The organism is Stenotrophomonas sp. PvP093 (assembly GCF_017876915.1).
Classification (GTDB): domain Bacteria; phylum Pseudomonadota; class Gammaproteobacteria; order Xanthomonadales; family Xanthomonadaceae; genus Stenotrophomonas; species Stenotrophomonas muris.
The window spans coordinates 3532348-3546399 of sequence record NZ_JAGIOX010000004.1 but is presented as its reverse complement, the minus strand read 5'-3'; the positions used below and the strand labels follow the sequence as shown (position 1 = coordinate 3546399).

The window sequence follows — 14052 nt, the reverse complement described above, 5'->3', positions numbered from 1 at the left end:
GGATGGACGCCGCCGAAGAGGCGACGGAAAGCGAAACGCGCGGGAACAGGGGAGTCGGCTCAGGCGGCGCGGCGACAGCGCAGCAGATGGCCCAGCAGCAGCACACCGCCGAGCAGGGCACCGCCGAAGCCGATGCCGGGCAACAGCGCGGCAACCGGCAGCAGCAGGGCGATCAGGCTGACGCCCCAACCCAGGCCGTCATTGCGTGCCGTGGCACGGCCGGACCCGGCCAGCAGCCGGTCCACGCTGAGTGCGCCACCGCCGTTGAGGATCAGTGGCAGCAGCATGGCCAGGAACAGCAACGGCAGCTTGAAGTTGCCGTAGCCCTGGTCGGTGATCGCATAGCCCTGCCAGAGTTCACCCAGGCCGTTCCATTGGTCGGGCCAGTGCACGGCGGCGATGGCAACGATGGTGAGTACCCAGAAGACGTAGGCCACCGAGCGCGTGGCCAGGCCGAGCAGCAGCATCACCGCACCCACCAGTTCCAGCCACGTGGCCAGCTGCCAGTTCAGCGACGCGGGCAGTGTGGAGAACGGGAACGGGAAGCGGCCTTCCAGGTCGGCGAACCAGTTCTGGCCGCCCAGCTTCTCGCGGCCGGATTCAAAGAACTCCCAGGCCAGCAGGGTGCGCAGCGCCAACGGCGAGAGCCAGCGGCCGACGGCGTCCAGGCGGGGCGTATACACGGAAGAAGCGGTGCTGATCATGGTGGTGTCCTGCGGGCCAGTGGTCGATGGAAGCCATTCCAGGCGGCGCAGGTATCGGCAACGTGTGCCGTTGCCCGGGGTTTTGTCAGCGACTGTGGCCGCGGCCGGGGTTTCGTACAGTCAGATACAAAGACGATGCGCGGATGCGCATCGGGGCGTTGCGCGCCCGCGTGCGGGCAGCGATATCCACCCGAAAGCGCCCGGCCAGGACCGGCGCGCGAATGTATCCCACTGTAGAAACCCGCCTGCGCCCTACAGTCCGGTACAACTCCGCGCTGCGGAGAAACAGCGCCGATACACCGGCAGGCGGAAATGGCCACTCCCAACTCCGGAGTGCCCCCCATGATCCGTACCTGCTTGCTGGCCGCCGCTCTCGCCCTTGCCGCCGCCGCCCCTGCCTTCGCTGCCCGGGCCGATACCGCTGCACCGCCCACCGTCATCCTGGTGCACGGCGCGTTCGCTGATGGCTCCAGCTGGAGCAAGGTCATCAGCACCCTGCATGACTGGAAGCTGCCGGCGGTGGCCGTGCAGAATCCGCTCACCTCGTTGGCCGACGACGTCGCCGCCACCCGTCGTGCGATTGCCGCTGCGCCTGGCAAGGTGGTGCTGGTCGGCCACAGCTGGGGTGGCACGGTCATCACCGAAGCGGGCAATGACCCGAAGGTGCAGGCGCTGGTGTATGTGGCGGCGTTCGCACCGGATGCAGGGCAATCATCGGCGCAACAGGGCGAAGGCTTCCCGGTCGGTCCGGGCCTGGCCCGCCTGCAGGAAAGGGACGGCTACCTGACGTTGCCGGCTGACGCTGTCGCCCAGGACTTCGCGCCGGACGTGATGAAGAAGTCGGCCGCACTGCTGTACAGCACGCAGGTCCCGTTGAAGGCCAGCGCGCTGGGCGAAGTAGTGAACGTTGCGGCGTGGCGCAGCAAGCCGAGCTGGTACGTGCTCAGCCGTGACGATCGCATGCTGTCGCCGCAGCTGCAGGCCGCCACCGCAAAGCGCATTGGCGCGCAGCTGCAATCGATCGGCAGCAGCCATGTGTCGCTGCTTTCGCATCCGGCGCAGGTGGCCGACAGTATCCTGGAAGCGGCGGGGGTGAAGCCGGCGGAACTGCCACTGGCCGAGCAGGGGGGCTGAGCGATGGCCGGCCTGCGTGCGTACGTGCTGCCGTTGCTGATGGGCGTGCTGGGTGGGGCTGCGCTGTTGATGGCCTGGCCCAGCCCGGAGGCCGATGCGCAGCCGGCACAGGCCGTTCCCGCCGCCGGGTTCGACGGTGGCGGGCCCTGGCACAACAGCCCGCCGCTCACACTGGAGCAGTTGCGGGGGAAGGTGGTGCTGGTCGAGTTCTGGACCTACACCTGCAGCAACTGCCTCAACGTGGCACCGTATGTCCACCAGTGGCATGCGCGCTACGCGTCGCAGGGCCTGAGGGTGATCGGCGTGCATACGCCGGAGTTCGCCTATGAAGGGCTGCCTGGCAACGTGCGCAAGGCCATCGCACGGTTGGACATCGCCTGGCCGGTGGTGCAGGACAACCAGTACCGGATCTGGAACGCCTGGGGCAACCGCTTCTGGCCCGCACTGTACCTGCTCGACCGGCAGGGGCGGGTGGTCTACCGCCATTACGGCGAGGGCGACTACGCACGTACCGAAAGCGAGATCCAGCGCTTGCTGGCCAACCCCTGAGCCGCGCTACCATGGCCGCACCGCGCGGCCTTGACCTTCGTCCTCATCGAGAACGCAATGAACCACGTACCGCACATCCTGGTCGTCGACGATGACAGCGAGATCCGCCAGATGCTGGCCGATTACCTGCAACGCAACGGCCTGCGCGTGAGCCAGGCCGACGGTGGCCGGGCCATGCGCGCGCTGATGGATACCCATGCCGTGGATCTGGTCGTGCTGGACGTGATGATGCCGGGCGAGGACGGACTGAGCCTGTGCCGCAACCTGCGCGCCGGCAAGCATCGTGCGGTGCCGGTGGTGCTGCTGACCGCCCGCGACGACGAAACCGACCGCATCATCGGCCTGGAAATGGGCGCTGATGACTACGTGACCAAGCCCTTCTCTTCGCGCGAACTGCTGGCACGCATCAATGCGGTGATCCGCCGCACCCGGATGTTGCCGCCGAACCTGCAGGTGAGCGAAGCCGGTCGCCAGCTGGCCTTCGGCGAGTGGCGCCTGGACACCACCGCACGCCATCTGCTGGATGCACAGGACACCGCGTATCCACTCAGTGGCGCCGAATTCCGCCTGTTGCGCGTATTCCTCGATCACGCCAATCGGGTGCTTAGCCGCGACCAGCTGCTCAGCCTCACGCAGGGCCGCGATGCCGAACTGTTTGACCGCTCGATCGACCTGCTGGTCAGCCGCGTGCGGCAGCGCTTGGGTGACGACGCACGCGAGCCGACCTACATCAAGACCGTGCGCAGCGAAGGCTATGTGTTCAGCGTGCCGGTGCAGTTGCTGGGGCCGGACGAATGAACGCCACCGCACGCCGCCCACGCTGGCCGCGCACGCTGTCGGCGCGGCTGCTGCTGGTGCTGCTGGGCGGACTGGCGCTGGCCCACGCACTGTCTTTCGGCCTGCTGTTCTTCGAACGCTACCAGTCCACCCGCAGCATGATGCTGCGCAACCTGGACGAAGACGTGGCCGTGAGTGTCGCGCTGCTGGAGCACCTGCCCGCGGACCAGCGCGATGCCTGGGTGCCGCGGCTGGAGCGGCGCACCTACCGTTACCTGCTGCGCCCGGCCGCGGCCGGACCGGGGCTGCAGACCGATCGTGCACGCCAGGTCACGGCGATCATCGATGACAGCCTGCAGCACCGCTATCCGTTGCAGGCGCGCCAGGTGGCTCGCCTGCCGGAGCGGTTCGAGGTGGAACTGCGCCTGCACGACGGCACTCCCTTGACCATTGAAGTCACCCCGTCGGGCCTGCCGCTGGCGCGCTGGCTGCCCGCCGTGCTGCTGGTGCAGCTGGCGCTGCTGCTGGTGTGCGCGTGGCTGGCGGTGCGCCTGGCCATGCGCCCGCTGCAGCAGTTGTCGCATGCGGTGGAGCATCTGCAGCCGGGCAAGGACGGGCCTGCACTGCCTGAAGATGGCCCGGCGGAAGTGGGCGGCGCAGCAGCCGCGCTCAACGCACTGCAGGCACGCATTCGTGGCCATGTCAGTGAACGCCTGCAGATCCTGGCCGCGATCTCGCATGACCTGCAGACCCCCATCACGCGCATGAAGCTCCGGGTGGAGACCCTGCCTGAAGACAGCACCCAGCAGCGGCTGCTGGCCGACCTCGATCACCTTGGGCAACTGGTGCGCGAGGGTGTGGCCTATGCGCGCAGCAGCCACGTCGCCAGTGGCGCGCCGGTGTCGATGGACCTGGGCGCGTTCCTGGCCAGTGTGGTCGGCGATTACGAGGACATGGGCAAGCCGGTCAGTGGCGGTGCGCCCGCTGGACTGGTCGTGCAGACCTGGCCGCAGCTGCTGCGACGGGTGGTCGGCAATCTGGTCGACAATGCACTCCGCTACGCCGGCGCTGCCGAGATCGAGGCCGGCCGTGACGAGGCCGGAAGGGTATGGATCGGAATTTCCGACCGAGGCCCGGGCATCCCCGAGGACCAGCTGCAGGCAGTGCTGGCGCCGTTCCATCGGCTGGAAAGCTCGCGCAATCGCGATACCGGTGGCACTGGCCTGGGACTGGCCATCGCGGTGCAACTGGCGCAGTCGCTGGGCGGCTCGCTGCGGTTGCGCAACCGCGAGGGTGGCGGGCTGATGGCTGAGCTGCAGCTGCCGGGGTAACGGGCGGGGTCGGATCCCTTTGCGGGAGCGAAGGGCTCTGACCCCGATGTGGGATCTGTGACGTTCCTGCACGGCCTTGGGATCGGCGATCATCTGCAGGGAGTGTCGAAACCAGGAAGCACGCAATGCAGGGAACGCAGCATTCAATCCAGCGCCCGCGCCACGTCGCGCTGCTGGTCGGTCTGCTCGCGCTGGCGGCCTGCCAGCGCACACCGGACGCACCGACCGACCCACCCGCAGCGGGCACGCCGCCTGCCGCCCCGGCCACCGCAACAGATCTCTCTCCGCTGCTCGACGCCTTGCCGACCTGCGCGCTGGACGGCTGGTACATCGATCAGCAGACCGGGCGCCCGGCCCATCCCTGGTTGGCGGCGAACGCGCCGAAGCCCTGCAAGGAAGACGTGGAGAACGAGATCGCCACGTTCTGCGTGCAGGGGCAGTGGAAGGGGCTGCCGGTGGAAGAGGTGATCCTGCCGACGATGACATTCGTTTCGTTCCGTGGGGCCAGGATCGGCCTGCCGCTGGAGAAGGCACGTCCCATCGTCCGCCAGCGTTTCGGCCAGGACTTCCCGGGTGATGCGGCTTACGAGGCGGGCCGCGAGCCGAAGCTGATGGCCGATCCCGAAGATGCGCAGCGTTCGTGGCTGCTGTGCAGCACCCCGGAACTGGGCCACGACGTGGACAGCGAGGGAAGCATCAGCTATTCCGGCATGAACCTGCCCTACGACCACGACGGTTGCAGTTACCGCTACAGCCCGGTCGACTTCTGCGATGCGCGGCACCGCGCAGCCATCGAAGATGCCCTCCAGCATCAGAAACCCAATTTCAACCGGCACTACCTGCTGGTACAGGTCGATGATCGTCCGGAGTATTTCCAGCGCACGCTGGTGCTGGTCGATACCCGCACGGGCAGGGCGACGCCACTGCCGTTCGATGCCTTCACCGGGCCGGCGGGAAAGGGCGGTGATGCTACCGGCTACGGGACACTGGAGACGGGCGTGGACCAGCCGCAGTTCTGCCTCGATGGCGCGTTGCTGGTCTACCGCGTGTTCGAGGAAGGGCGCTTCTGCTTCGGTTTTGACGGTGAGCGCTTCACCGGCCATGAAACCCAGTACATGCAGGCAGCGGATGGCCGATGACCGGTATTTCACCCGGGCCATGACATCCTGCCCCGAACCTGCGCAACCGGGACCGAGGCTGTTGAAGGCGAACACGCAATGACCGCGGCGCGGCAGCGCTCGATGTGGGTGGCGGGCCTGTCCACGGTAGTGGAGTGGTACGACTTCACCCTGTACCTGTATTTCGCCACGGTGTTGTCGCGGGTGTTCTTCGGCGGCGGCGAACAGGCGCTGCTGGTCACCCTGGCCGGCTTCGCGGTGTCCTACCTGATGCGCCCGCTGGGCGCGCTGTGCTTCGGCCACCTGGGCGACCGCCTGGGCCGGCGCTGGATGCTGCTGGCTTCGATGGCGTTGATGGCGGCGGCGATGCTGGCCACTGCGTTGCTGCCAACCGCGGCCACCGCAGGTACCACGGCGGGCGTGCTACTGCTGGTATTGCGCTGCGTGATGGCGTTTTCGGTGGGCGGTGAGTACACCGGCGTGGTGGCGTACCTGCTGGAAAGCGCACCGGCGCGGCGGCGTGGCCTGGTGACCTCGCTGGCCTCGGCCGCCAGTGAAGTAGGCGCACTGCTGGCGGTAGCGATCTCGGCGGTCACCGTGGCGCTGCTCGCGCCCGCGCAGCTGGACAGCTGGGGCTGGCGTATTCCGTTCTTCGTCGGCGCTGCGCTGGCACTGGTGATCCTGGTCGCGCGCTCGGGCATGCACGAATCGCCTGAGTTCGAACGCCAGCGCCGCGAAGGCAGCATTCCTGCCACGCCGCTGCGGCATGTGCTGCAGCACCACCCGCTGGCGGTGGCGCGCACCTTCGCGATCTCGGCCTTGGGATCGATCACCTACTACGTGGGCATCACCTATGTGCCTGCGTTCCTGCACGCGCAGGGCCACGATGAGGGCGATGCACTGTGGCTTTCGACAATTGCGGCGGTCGCAGTGATTGCGATCACGCCGCTGTGTGGCGCATTGTCCGACCGCGTCGGGCGGCGGCCGATGCTGCTGGGCCTGACCCTGCTGGCAGCGTTGTTGCCGCTGTCCCTGTTCGCCTGGATGGCACAGGCGCCGCCGTTGGGCATTGCGCTGGCGGCGGTGCTGCTGGCCTGCGTGGCCGGCGGCGTGAGCGCGGTCGCGGCCCCGGCCACGGCCGAGCAGTTCCCCGGCGAAGGGCGGGTGAGTGGGCTGGCACTGGGGGTGACCATGGCCACGGCCTTCTTCGGCGGGGCAACGCCATGGCTGGCGCAATGGTGGGTGGAGCGCAGCGGCTGGGCAGCAGCGCCAGGCGCGATGATCGCGCTGGTGGCGGTGCTGGTGCTGCCGGTGCTGTGGACCCTGCCCGAGACGGTCCCGGGCAGGGCCAAGCGCTAGCGGGTCAGACCTTGAGGGTCTGCTCGATGTCGGCCAGTACCGCGGCCGCATCCACGCCGATGGCGATCGACTGCACCACGTGGCCGTCCCACACGCTGGGACCGAATGCCATGCCTTCCGGCTTGGGAATGGTCATGCCGCGGGCAACACCGTCGGTGGCCACGCGCACGCTGGCGCGCTCGAACTGGAACAGCTCCGGGCGGGTCAGCGCGATGCAGGCGCAGCAGTCATGCACGACCATGCCCTTGTGGCCGGCCTGCAGGTAGAAGTCCACGTAATCCTGCGACAGCGCACGCACCAGCTCGGCGTCGGTACCGCCGATCGCTGCCAGCTTATCCAGGCCGTCACGGTCCATTTCCACGCGGGTGGTCACGTCCAGGCCGATGGCGGTCACCGGCCAGCTGGCGGTGAACACCACGTCGGCCGCTTCGGCATCGCCCCAGATGTTGGCTTCGGCGGCCGGGGTGATGTTGCCGTTGACGTGGAACGCGCCGCCCATGATCACCACGCCGCGCACCAGGCCGGCGATGTCCGGGGCCTGCTGCAAGGCCAGCGCGAGGTTGGTCATGCGGCCGACCGCGACCAGGGTCACTTCGCCCGGATGGGCGCGGACCAGGTCGATGATCAGCTGGTGAGCGGGGCGCGCGTCGGCGGCCACGTCCAGTTCGGTCGGCACCGGGTGGTTGCCCAGGCCGTTGTGGCCGTGGATGTGCACCGGCCAGGCTTCCGGGGTGGCTTCCGGCTGCAGCGGGCCACCGGCACCGCGCGCGACCGGGGCGGCGAAGCCCCAGGCCTGCTTCAGGTACAGCGCGTTGTGCGTGGTCGACTCCACCGAGGCATTGCCGAAGGTGGTGGTGACGCCGATCAGGTCAATCTGGGCGTGCTTGTGCAGGTACAGCAGGGCCAGGGCGTCGTCGACGCCCGGGTCGGTATCGAAAATGACTTTCAGCATGTTGTTGTTCTTCTTCTTCCGTGTGGTGCGGGGGGCGCCGGCGGCCTGGAAGCAGGCCGGCGCGCCCTGCATTGTCCCATCTTCATGACGGGCAGGGCCATTGCCGGGCTGGCAGGCCCATAATGCCCTCCAGTCCAGGCATGGAGCCGCCGAATGTTGATCGTTGCCCTTCTGCTGGTCCTGCTGGTGCTGGGCCTGAACGTGGCGGCTACCGTGGTGATCGTCAGGCGTGATGGCCTGTCGGCGGGTGGCCGCGCGGTGCAGCTGCTGCTGGTCTGGCTGCTGCCGCTGGTCGGCGCCATCCTGTGCCTGGCAGTGGCCACGGCCGATGGCTCAGGCAGCCGGGGGGATGGCGGCGCAAGCCATGACACCTCCGTTGGCTATTCCGGTGACAGCCACAGCCATCACAGCTACAGCAGCTCCGACTGCAGCAGTGATGGTGGTGGGGGGGACGGCGGCAGCTGCGGTGGCGATTGATCAGACGTTTCGGGATGCCGGCCAGCGGCCGGCACTAACCCGCCGAGGTCACGTCCCGGTAGTGCCGGCCACTGGCCGGCAACCTCTTCCCCTCAGCCGCCGCCTTCGGCGGGCAAGCGGCCACGGCACGTTCAGCAGCCCAACCAAGGTCACGTCCCGGTAGTGCCGGCCGCTGGCCGGCAACCAAATCCGCTCAGCCGCCGCCTTCGGCGGGCAAGCGCCCACGGCACGTTCAACAGTCCAACCAAGGGCACGTCCCGGTAGTGCCGGCCGCTGGCCGGCAACCACATCCGCTCAGCCGCCGCCTTCGGTCGGCAAGGGCGCCGGCACGTTCAACAGCCCGCCTGCCGCCACATAGGCGGCCAGGGCCTGGCCCTGGCTGAGCAGATGGCGTTCCATGGTGCGTTCGGCGGCCTGCGCGTCGCGGCGGCGGAAGCACTCCATCAGCTCGCGGTGCTCGGCCAGCGATTGCGCGGTGCGCCCTGGGGTCAGCAGCTGGCGGCCGCGATGCATCTTCAGGATGCGGTGCAGGTCGTGGGTGATGCGGATCAGCCACGGGTTGCCGGCGTAATGCTGCACGGTTTCGTGGATCAGGTAGTTGTTGCGGTAGTACTCGGCGATGTTGCCCTCGGCCGCCGCCGCTTCCATCGCCGCATGCAGGGCCTCCAGCTGTTGCACGCCGGCATCGTCGATGTGCCTCACCGCCTCGTGTGCGCAACGGCCTTCCAGCATGGCCATCACCGGGAACAGCTGGTTGAGGTCTTCCAGCGTCAGCCGGGTGACCCGGCTGCCACGACCGGCATCGATCTGCACCAGGCCTTCGGCTGCCAGCAGCTTCAACGCCTCGCGCAGGGGCGTACGGCTGATACCCAGTTCCTCGCACAGCGCGGGCTCGTCGATCCACTCGCCCGGCGGCAACCGGTAGTCATAGATGCGCTCGCGCACGTGTTCGGCCACCTCTTCGTACAGAGGCGCGCGCTTCTTCGGTGACCGCGGGGCAGGGGCAATGGCCATGCGCAGAGTGTAACGCCAGGTCGCGCCGGCCAGCGGCCGGCACGACCCGATGGCGGTTACATCCAGCCCGGCACCACGAACACCAGCCAGGCCAGCAACGGCCCCAGCGCCACCACCAGACCGCTGTACACCAGGAAGCGACGGAACAGGCTCTCGCGCTCTTCCTTGGCTGCCGAAGCCACCACCAGTGCGCCATTGGTGGAGAACGGGCTGACATCGACGATGGTGGACGACACCGCCAGCGCGCAGATCACGCCAGCGGCGCTGAGGTGACCCTGCATCAGGAACGGCACGGCCAATGGAATCGTTGCGCCGAGCACCGCGGCCGACGAGGCGAATGCAGAGACGATGCCACCCACGTAGCAGACCAGCAGTGCACCCAGCAGCGGGATGCCGATGTCGGACACGCCATTGCCGATGAAGTCCACCGCGCCGGCATGTTCCAGCACGCCGATGTAGGTCACCACACCGCAGATCAGCAGCACGGTGGACCAGCTGATGCCATCGACCGCGCCCTTCTGGCTTTGTGGCGACAGCAGTGCCAGCGCGACAGCCACGGTGATCGAGACCAGGCCGACGTTGAGGTTGTAGATCAGCGCGGCCACGCCCAGGCCGAGCAGGCCGATCAGGGTGAACAACCGCTCGCGGGTCAGGCTGACCTCATCCAGTGCCGCCGGATCGTTGGACAGGGTGCCGCCGCCCGCCGCGACCAGCGCGCCATGGCCTTCGATCGCGAACTGGCGCGAGGATGCCTGCGGGCCACCGGCCATCGCCAGCTCGGCATTGCCGATCGTTCCCGCTGCCGTGATCGAACCGCGACGCAGCAGGGCGATGCCACCGAAGGCGAAGAAGCAGATCGTCGCCATCATGAAGTTGAAGCCCAGGCTGGTCAGGAACACCGCCATCTCGGTCACTTCCAGCCCGGCTTTCTGCACCACGCCATTGGTGATGCTGCCGTACACGCTGATGGGCGAGAAGCCGCCGGCCTGCGCACCATGGATGACCAGCAGGCCCATCATCAGTGGATTGATGTTGTACTGCTTGGCAAAGCGCAGGGCGACCGGGCCGATGATCGCGACCGCGGCCGGGCCCAGAGCGCCGAACGCGGTGAGGACCGCGGTGATCACGAACATCACCCACGGAATGGCCACGATATGGCCGCGCACCGCTTTCACTGCCCAGTGCACCAGCAGGTCGATGGTGCCGTTCTTCTGCGCGATGGCGAACAGGTAGGTGATGCCGACCAGGGTCAGGAACAGATCGCCGGGAAAGCCGGCCAGGACCTCCTTGCCGCCCATGTCGACCCACAGCCCGCCGATGATGAAGGCCAGCGCGAAAGCGACGGCACCCATGTTGATTGGCATCGCGGTGGCGACGATGAACATGATCACCAGACCGATGATCGTTGCGATTTGTGGACTCATGCGCCCTCCCAGACACGTGACTCACGTACAGCGCGGATGGAGACCCGCCATCCCGGGGTAAGGCGACGTACGGCGTGTTGCGTGATACGTACTGCTCGAACCCGTTACTGCAGCCGTTCCAGCGCGCTGCGGACCCATGCCGCCGCGCCTTCAAGGCTCTGGAACTCTTCCACCGCGCGCACCTCGCAGCACGGATAGGCCGGCGCGACCATGCGCGCCAGCGCGTTGCCCGGGCCCAACTGCAGGAATACCCGCGCGCCGCGCTCGAAGGCCTGGCGCATCACCTGCGCCCATTCGATGGTCTGCGCCAGTTGCAACGAAAGCGTGTTGACTGCCGTTGCGCGGTCCCGCACCGGTCGCGCATCGATGCCGGCCAGCAGCGGCAGGCGTGGGGCCTGCAGTGGCGATGCATCGAGTGCGGCAGCGAACGGTGCGACCGCCGCCGCCAGCAATGGTGTGTGTGCGGGCACGCGCACCGGCAGCAGACGGATGTCCGCGCCCTGCGCCCGCGCTGCATCGGCCAGCCGCTGCAACGAGGCGCGCGTGCCGCCCACGATGAAATGGTCCTGCCCGTTGGCGATGGCCACGTGCGCACCGTGCAGATCGCACAGCGGCTGCAGTACATGGCGTTCCAGGCCAAGCACCGCCTGCAGGCCTGCATCGGCGGGGCTGGCGCTGTCCATCAATCGCGCGCGCTGCGCCGCAAGGGCAAGGCAGGTGGCCGCATCGAAGCTGCCGGCAATGGCGTGCGCGGCGAGCTCGCCGATGCTGTAGCCAGCGATCAGCGTCGGCGCTGGCACGCAGTCGCGCAGTCCTTGCCACTGCGCCAGGCTGGCCGCGCACAGCAGCGGTTGCGCCTGCGCATTGTCGAAGCGGTCTTCGGCCCCAGCGGCGGAAAATACATCGCGTCCGAGCACCGTGCTGGCCAGATCAAGGATGTGGCGTGCGGCCGGAAGATCGCGCACGCGTTCGAACATCTCCGCGTGCTGGACGCCTTGGCCGGGGCAGAGCAGGGCAAGGCTCATGCGACCTCCTGCTGCAGCAGGAACCAGGCACAGGCCAGCAGGTCGGCACTGCCGCCGGGGCTCAGCCGGCGTGCGACGAATCCATCACCGATGCTGTGCAGGCGTGCCTGCCAGCCGGGTACGAAGGCGCCACCGGCATCGAGGAAGCCTCGCGCCTGTTGCTGGGCCCAGCGCAGGCCGTTGGCGCCGCCACGGTGCAGCAGGTTGAGGTCATCCACGCACGCGATCAGCTGCACCAGGGTCTGGCACATCGCGGCCTCGCGTGGCAGGTCGCTGGCCAGCGCGTGGCGCAGTGTAGGCAGTGCCACCTCGCGCAGCAGCGGGTAGCCGGCGGCCGCTTGTTCGCGCACACCCTGCACGCCGTGCCGTGCGCGCGCGCGCTGGCCAGGGCTGTTCGCATCAAGTGGTGCGCCGGCGAGCTCGGCAGCCCAGCGGCGCACTTCCTGGCAGACCTGCTCGGCTGCGATGGCACCGCCCGCGCGGCCCCGACAGGCAGCGGAAGCCGCGACCAGCAGGCCAAGGCTGAAGACCGCGCCGCGATGAGTGTTGATGCCGGCGGTCGCGCGCAGCATCGCGATTTCGGCGGAGATGCCACACCGGCGCAAGGCATTGAAGTCCGCCTCGGCTGCACCGAGGCAGGCCACGGCGATGAAGTAGTGGCGCAGCGTGAACAGGCTGCGCAGGAACGTGCCGGCGTCCATGTCGTGGTGGCTGCCGCTGTCGAAGGGGGTGACCAACCCTGGCTTGGGTGCAAGGGCCAGTTCGGCGTGCAGGCTGGCGATGGCGAGGCGCCCCAGACGCGCGCTGTCCACGGCAGCTGGCCTGACCGCCGGTTGCACGAGGGCGTTCACGCGCTCACCCCGGTGGAGGCGAACAACGCATCACGTAGTTCCAGTGCGGCACCATCGAGGCGCTTGACCAGTACCTCGCGGCTGCGCCCGGCGTATTCGCGCCAGTTCACCGCGCCACCATCCACCAGGCACAGTTCGCCATCGACCCGATGCCCGAAGGCGCTTTCCCAGTGCTGCAGGCGCTCGACCAGCAGGTCGGCCTGGCGCGCGTCGCCCACCTGCCACAGCAGGTCGATGTCCGAGCGTGCGTGCACATAGGGCAGACCGCTGAGGTGCTGCCAGGCGAAGGCGCCGAACACGCGGGCCGGTGCAAGCCGCAGCATTGCCTGCAGTGCCGCCTGCCAGTCAGCCGGAACGCCGCCGGCGAGAATCTGATCCAGGGCAGGGGGAGGCTGCAGGTGCTGGATGTCCTGCAGGGCCACGCGCAGCGCCAGCCGTTGCTTGCCTTCGCCTAGCGGTAGCGGCACCCCCAGGCGCAGTCGCGGGTCGGGATCATCCGCCGCACTGCGTGCCACCATCGCTGGCAACCCCTGCGCAAACCACGCCGCCAGGCGCGGTTCGTGCGCCGTCAGGTCAGCACGCCAGTCGGCATCGGCCGACAGCCAGGCCAGCGTGTGGCGGGCGGGCCGCTCAGGCATCGCCGTGGGCCACCGCAGTCGAAACCCCGGCCGCCAGGGCACGACCGCCGCGCTGAGCGCCGCGTGCAGCACGTCGGTCGCCTTCGGCGGGCGTGAGCAGGGCCTGCAGCAGGCGCTGGGCAAGGTCGCCTTCCCATAGTGATTCCACCGCACCCATCGCCACGTAGTTGGCCACGCCCGGCGCGAATACCGGCGAGCTCTGGCTGAGCGCCTGCAGCTTCTCCAGCGGTTGCTTAGTCACCCGTGCCATCGCGCGCAGGTCCATCACCCGCACCTGTGCGTCGGGCAGGGCGTGGATGTGGTCGGCCATCAGGCCGAATGACAGGAAGCCACCGCTGACCGATTCGCCGTAGACCAGGGTGACCAGGCGCGCACCACGGCGGCGTGCCAGATCGAGCGTCTGCGCGAGATGCGCAAAGTAACCATTGATGCCCAACAGTTCGTCGCGCCGCGCCAGGCGCTGTCCGGCGGTATCCACCAGCATCACGATCGGTCGCTGTGGATGTGCGCCGGTGCTGGCAAGCACGGTTTCGGCCAGTGCCAGTGCGTGGTCCACGCCGACTTCAAGTTTGTCGGCGGTACCGATCACGGTCACCTCGCCATCCTCGGTGGTGGCGCTGCCGGTCAGCACCGAATCGTTCACCGCAATGGCATGCCCATGCGGGAACAGGGCATCGAGCAGGTTCTGCAACGGCATGC

At 68.3% G+C, this 14052-nt stretch carries 15 protein-coding genes; 7 read left to right on the top strand and 8 right to left on the bottom strand.

Annotated elements, in window-relative coordinates:
* Positions 1–59: 59 nt before the first annotated feature.
* Positions 60–704, bottom strand: a complete 645-nt coding sequence (locus J3A72_RS19155) for a DoxX family protein (protein ID WP_046429441.1) — start codon at positions 702–704, stop codon at positions 60–62.
* 342 nt (positions 705–1046) lie between these two features.
* Here J3A72_RS19155 and J3A72_RS19150 point away from each other — a divergent pair, with 342 nt between their 5' ends.
* The 6 genes from J3A72_RS19150 (at position 1047) to J3A72_RS19125 (ending at position 6972) form a co-directional block, all read left to right on the top strand.
* Positions 1047–1838, top strand: coding sequence for an alpha/beta hydrolase (locus tag J3A72_RS19150; RefSeq protein ID WP_014646324.1), 792 nt, complete (start codon positions 1047–1049; stop codon positions 1836–1838).
* 3 nt (positions 1839–1841) lie between these two features.
* A complete protein-coding gene (locus tag J3A72_RS19145; protein ID WP_014646325.1) occupies positions 1842–2387 on the top strand; it encodes a redoxin family protein in 546 nt (181 codons plus the stop codon).
* Positions 2388–2444: 57 nt separating this feature from the next.
* Complete coding sequence (locus tag J3A72_RS19140) at positions 2445–3185, top strand: response regulator (protein WP_032960784.1); 741 nt, start codon at positions 2445–2447, stop codon at positions 3183–3185.
* Positions 3182–4495 (top strand): HAMP domain-containing sensor histidine kinase, encoded by a 1314-nt coding sequence (locus J3A72_RS19135; RefSeq protein ID WP_032960782.1) that lies wholly within the window; start codon positions 3182–3184, stop codon positions 4493–4495. The genes J3A72_RS19140 and J3A72_RS19135 overlap by 4 nt, the downstream gene beginning before the upstream one ends.
* Positions 4496–4620: 125 nt before the next feature.
* Complete coding sequence (locus J3A72_RS19130) at positions 4621–5634, top strand: hypothetical protein (RefSeq protein ID WP_075076133.1); 1014 nt, start codon at positions 4621–4623, stop codon at positions 5632–5634.
* 78 nt (positions 5635–5712) lie between these two features.
* Entirely contained in the window at positions 5713–6972 is a 1260-nt protein-coding gene (locus J3A72_RS19125) for an MFS transporter (protein WP_075076132.1), read from the top strand.
* A 4-nt stretch (positions 6973–6976) separates the two neighbouring features.
* Here J3A72_RS19125 and J3A72_RS19120 read toward each other — a convergent pair whose 3' ends face one another.
* Positions 6977–7924 (bottom strand): nucleoside hydrolase, encoded by a 948-nt coding sequence (locus tag J3A72_RS19120; RefSeq protein ID WP_075076135.1) that lies wholly within the window; start codon positions 7922–7924, stop codon positions 6977–6979.
* Positions 7925–8077: 153 nt separating this feature from the next.
* On the opposite strand from J3A72_RS19120, the gene J3A72_RS19115 reads away from it, so the two are divergent.
* The gene (locus J3A72_RS19115; RefSeq protein WP_049441165.1) at positions 8078–8401 is read left to right on the top strand and encodes a hypothetical protein; all 324 of its coding nucleotides are present in this window, start codon (positions 8078–8080) and stop codon (positions 8399–8401) included.
* Between the two features lie 294 nt (positions 8402–8695).
* On the opposite strand, the gene J3A72_RS19110 is transcribed toward J3A72_RS19115, so the two are convergent.
* The 6 genes from J3A72_RS19110 to mdcE all read right to left on the bottom strand — a co-directional run bounded on the left by J3A72_RS19110 (position 8696) and on the right by mdcE (position 14050).
* Positions 8696–9415 carry a GntR family transcriptional regulator gene (locus J3A72_RS19110; protein WP_049441166.1) on the bottom strand — a complete coding sequence of 240 codons (720 nt, stop codon included), beginning with the start codon at positions 9413–9415 and terminating at the stop codon, positions 8696–8698.
* Positions 9416–9471: 56 nt separating this feature from the next.
* Positions 9472–10839, bottom strand: coding sequence for an SLC13 family permease (locus tag J3A72_RS19105; RefSeq protein ID WP_014646333.1), 1368 nt, complete (start codon positions 10837–10839; stop codon positions 9472–9474).
* A 104-nt stretch (positions 10840–10943) separates the two neighbouring features.
* Complete coding sequence (gene mdcH, locus J3A72_RS19100) at positions 10944–11864, bottom strand: malonate decarboxylase subunit epsilon (RefSeq protein ID WP_075076131.1); 921 nt, start codon at positions 11862–11864, stop codon at positions 10944–10946.
* On the bottom strand, positions 11861–12676 hold the full coding sequence (mdcB, locus tag J3A72_RS19095) for a triphosphoribosyl-dephospho-CoA synthase MdcB (RefSeq protein WP_080355777.1): 816 nt from the start codon (positions 12674–12676) through the stop codon (positions 11861–11863). The genes mdcH and mdcB overlap by 4 nt, the downstream gene beginning before the upstream one ends.
* Before the next feature lie 35 nt (positions 12677–12711).
* Positions 12712–13353, bottom strand: a complete 642-nt coding sequence (gene mdcG / locus J3A72_RS19090) for a malonate decarboxylase holo-[acyl-carrier-protein] synthase (protein ID WP_075076130.1) — start codon at positions 13351–13353, stop codon at positions 12712–12714.
* On the bottom strand, positions 13346–14050 hold the full coding sequence (gene mdcE / locus J3A72_RS19085; RefSeq protein WP_075076134.1) for a biotin-independent malonate decarboxylase subunit gamma: 705 nt from the start codon (positions 14048–14050) through the stop codon (positions 13346–13348). Before mdcE ends, mdcG begins: the two co-directional genes overlap by 8 nt.
* Between the last annotated feature and the right edge of the window lie 2 nt (positions 14051–14052).

Bases quoted from the DNA above. Each gene is read 5' to 3' on its own strand.
- J3A72_RS19155 (WP_046429441.1), bottom strand. From the start codon at position 704: ATGATCAGCACCGCTTCTTCCGTGTATACGCCCCGCCTGGACGCCGTC.
- J3A72_RS19150 (WP_014646324.1), top strand. From the start codon at position 1,047: ATGATCCGTACCTGCTTGCTGGCCGCCGCTCTCGCCCTTGCCGCCGCC.
- J3A72_RS19145 (WP_014646325.1), top strand. From the start codon at position 1,842: ATGGCCGGCCTGCGTGCGTACGTGCTGCCGTTGCTGATGGGCGTGCTG.
- J3A72_RS19140 (WP_032960784.1), top strand. From the start codon at position 2,445: ATGAACCACGTACCGCACATCCTGGTCGTCGACGATGACAGCGAGATC.
- J3A72_RS19135 (WP_032960782.1), top strand. From the start codon at position 3,182: ATGAACGCCACCGCACGCCGCCCACGCTGGCCGCGCACGCTGTCGGCG.
- J3A72_RS19130 (WP_075076133.1), top strand. From the start codon at position 4,621: ATGCAGGGAACGCAGCATTCAATCCAGCGCCCGCGCCACGTCGCGCTG.
- J3A72_RS19125 (WP_075076132.1), top strand. From the start codon at position 5,713: ATGACCGCGGCGCGGCAGCGCTCGATGTGGGTGGCGGGCCTGTCCACG.
- J3A72_RS19120 (WP_075076135.1), bottom strand. From the start codon at position 7,924: ATGCTGAAAGTCATTTTCGATACCGACCCGGGCGTCGACGACGCCCTG.
- J3A72_RS19115 (WP_049441165.1), top strand. From the start codon at position 8,078: ATGTTGATCGTTGCCCTTCTGCTGGTCCTGCTGGTGCTGGGCCTGAAC.
- J3A72_RS19110 (WP_049441166.1), bottom strand. From the start codon at position 9,415: ATGGCCATTGCCCCTGCCCCGCGGTCACCGAAGAAGCGCGCGCCTCTG.
- J3A72_RS19105 (WP_014646333.1), bottom strand. From the start codon at position 10,839: ATGAGTCCACAAATCGCAACGATCATCGGTCTGGTGATCATGTTCATC.
- mdcH (WP_075076131.1), bottom strand. From the start codon at position 11,864: ATGAGCCTTGCCCTGCTCTGCCCCGGCCAAGGCGTCCAGCACGCGGAG.
- mdcG (WP_075076130.1), bottom strand. From the start codon at position 13,353: ATGCCTGAGCGGCCCGCCCGCCACACGCTGGCCTGGCTGTCGGCCGAT.
- mdcE (WP_075076134.1), bottom strand. From the start codon at position 14,050: ATGCCGTTGCAGAACCTGCTCGATGCCCTGTTCCCGCATGGGCATGCC.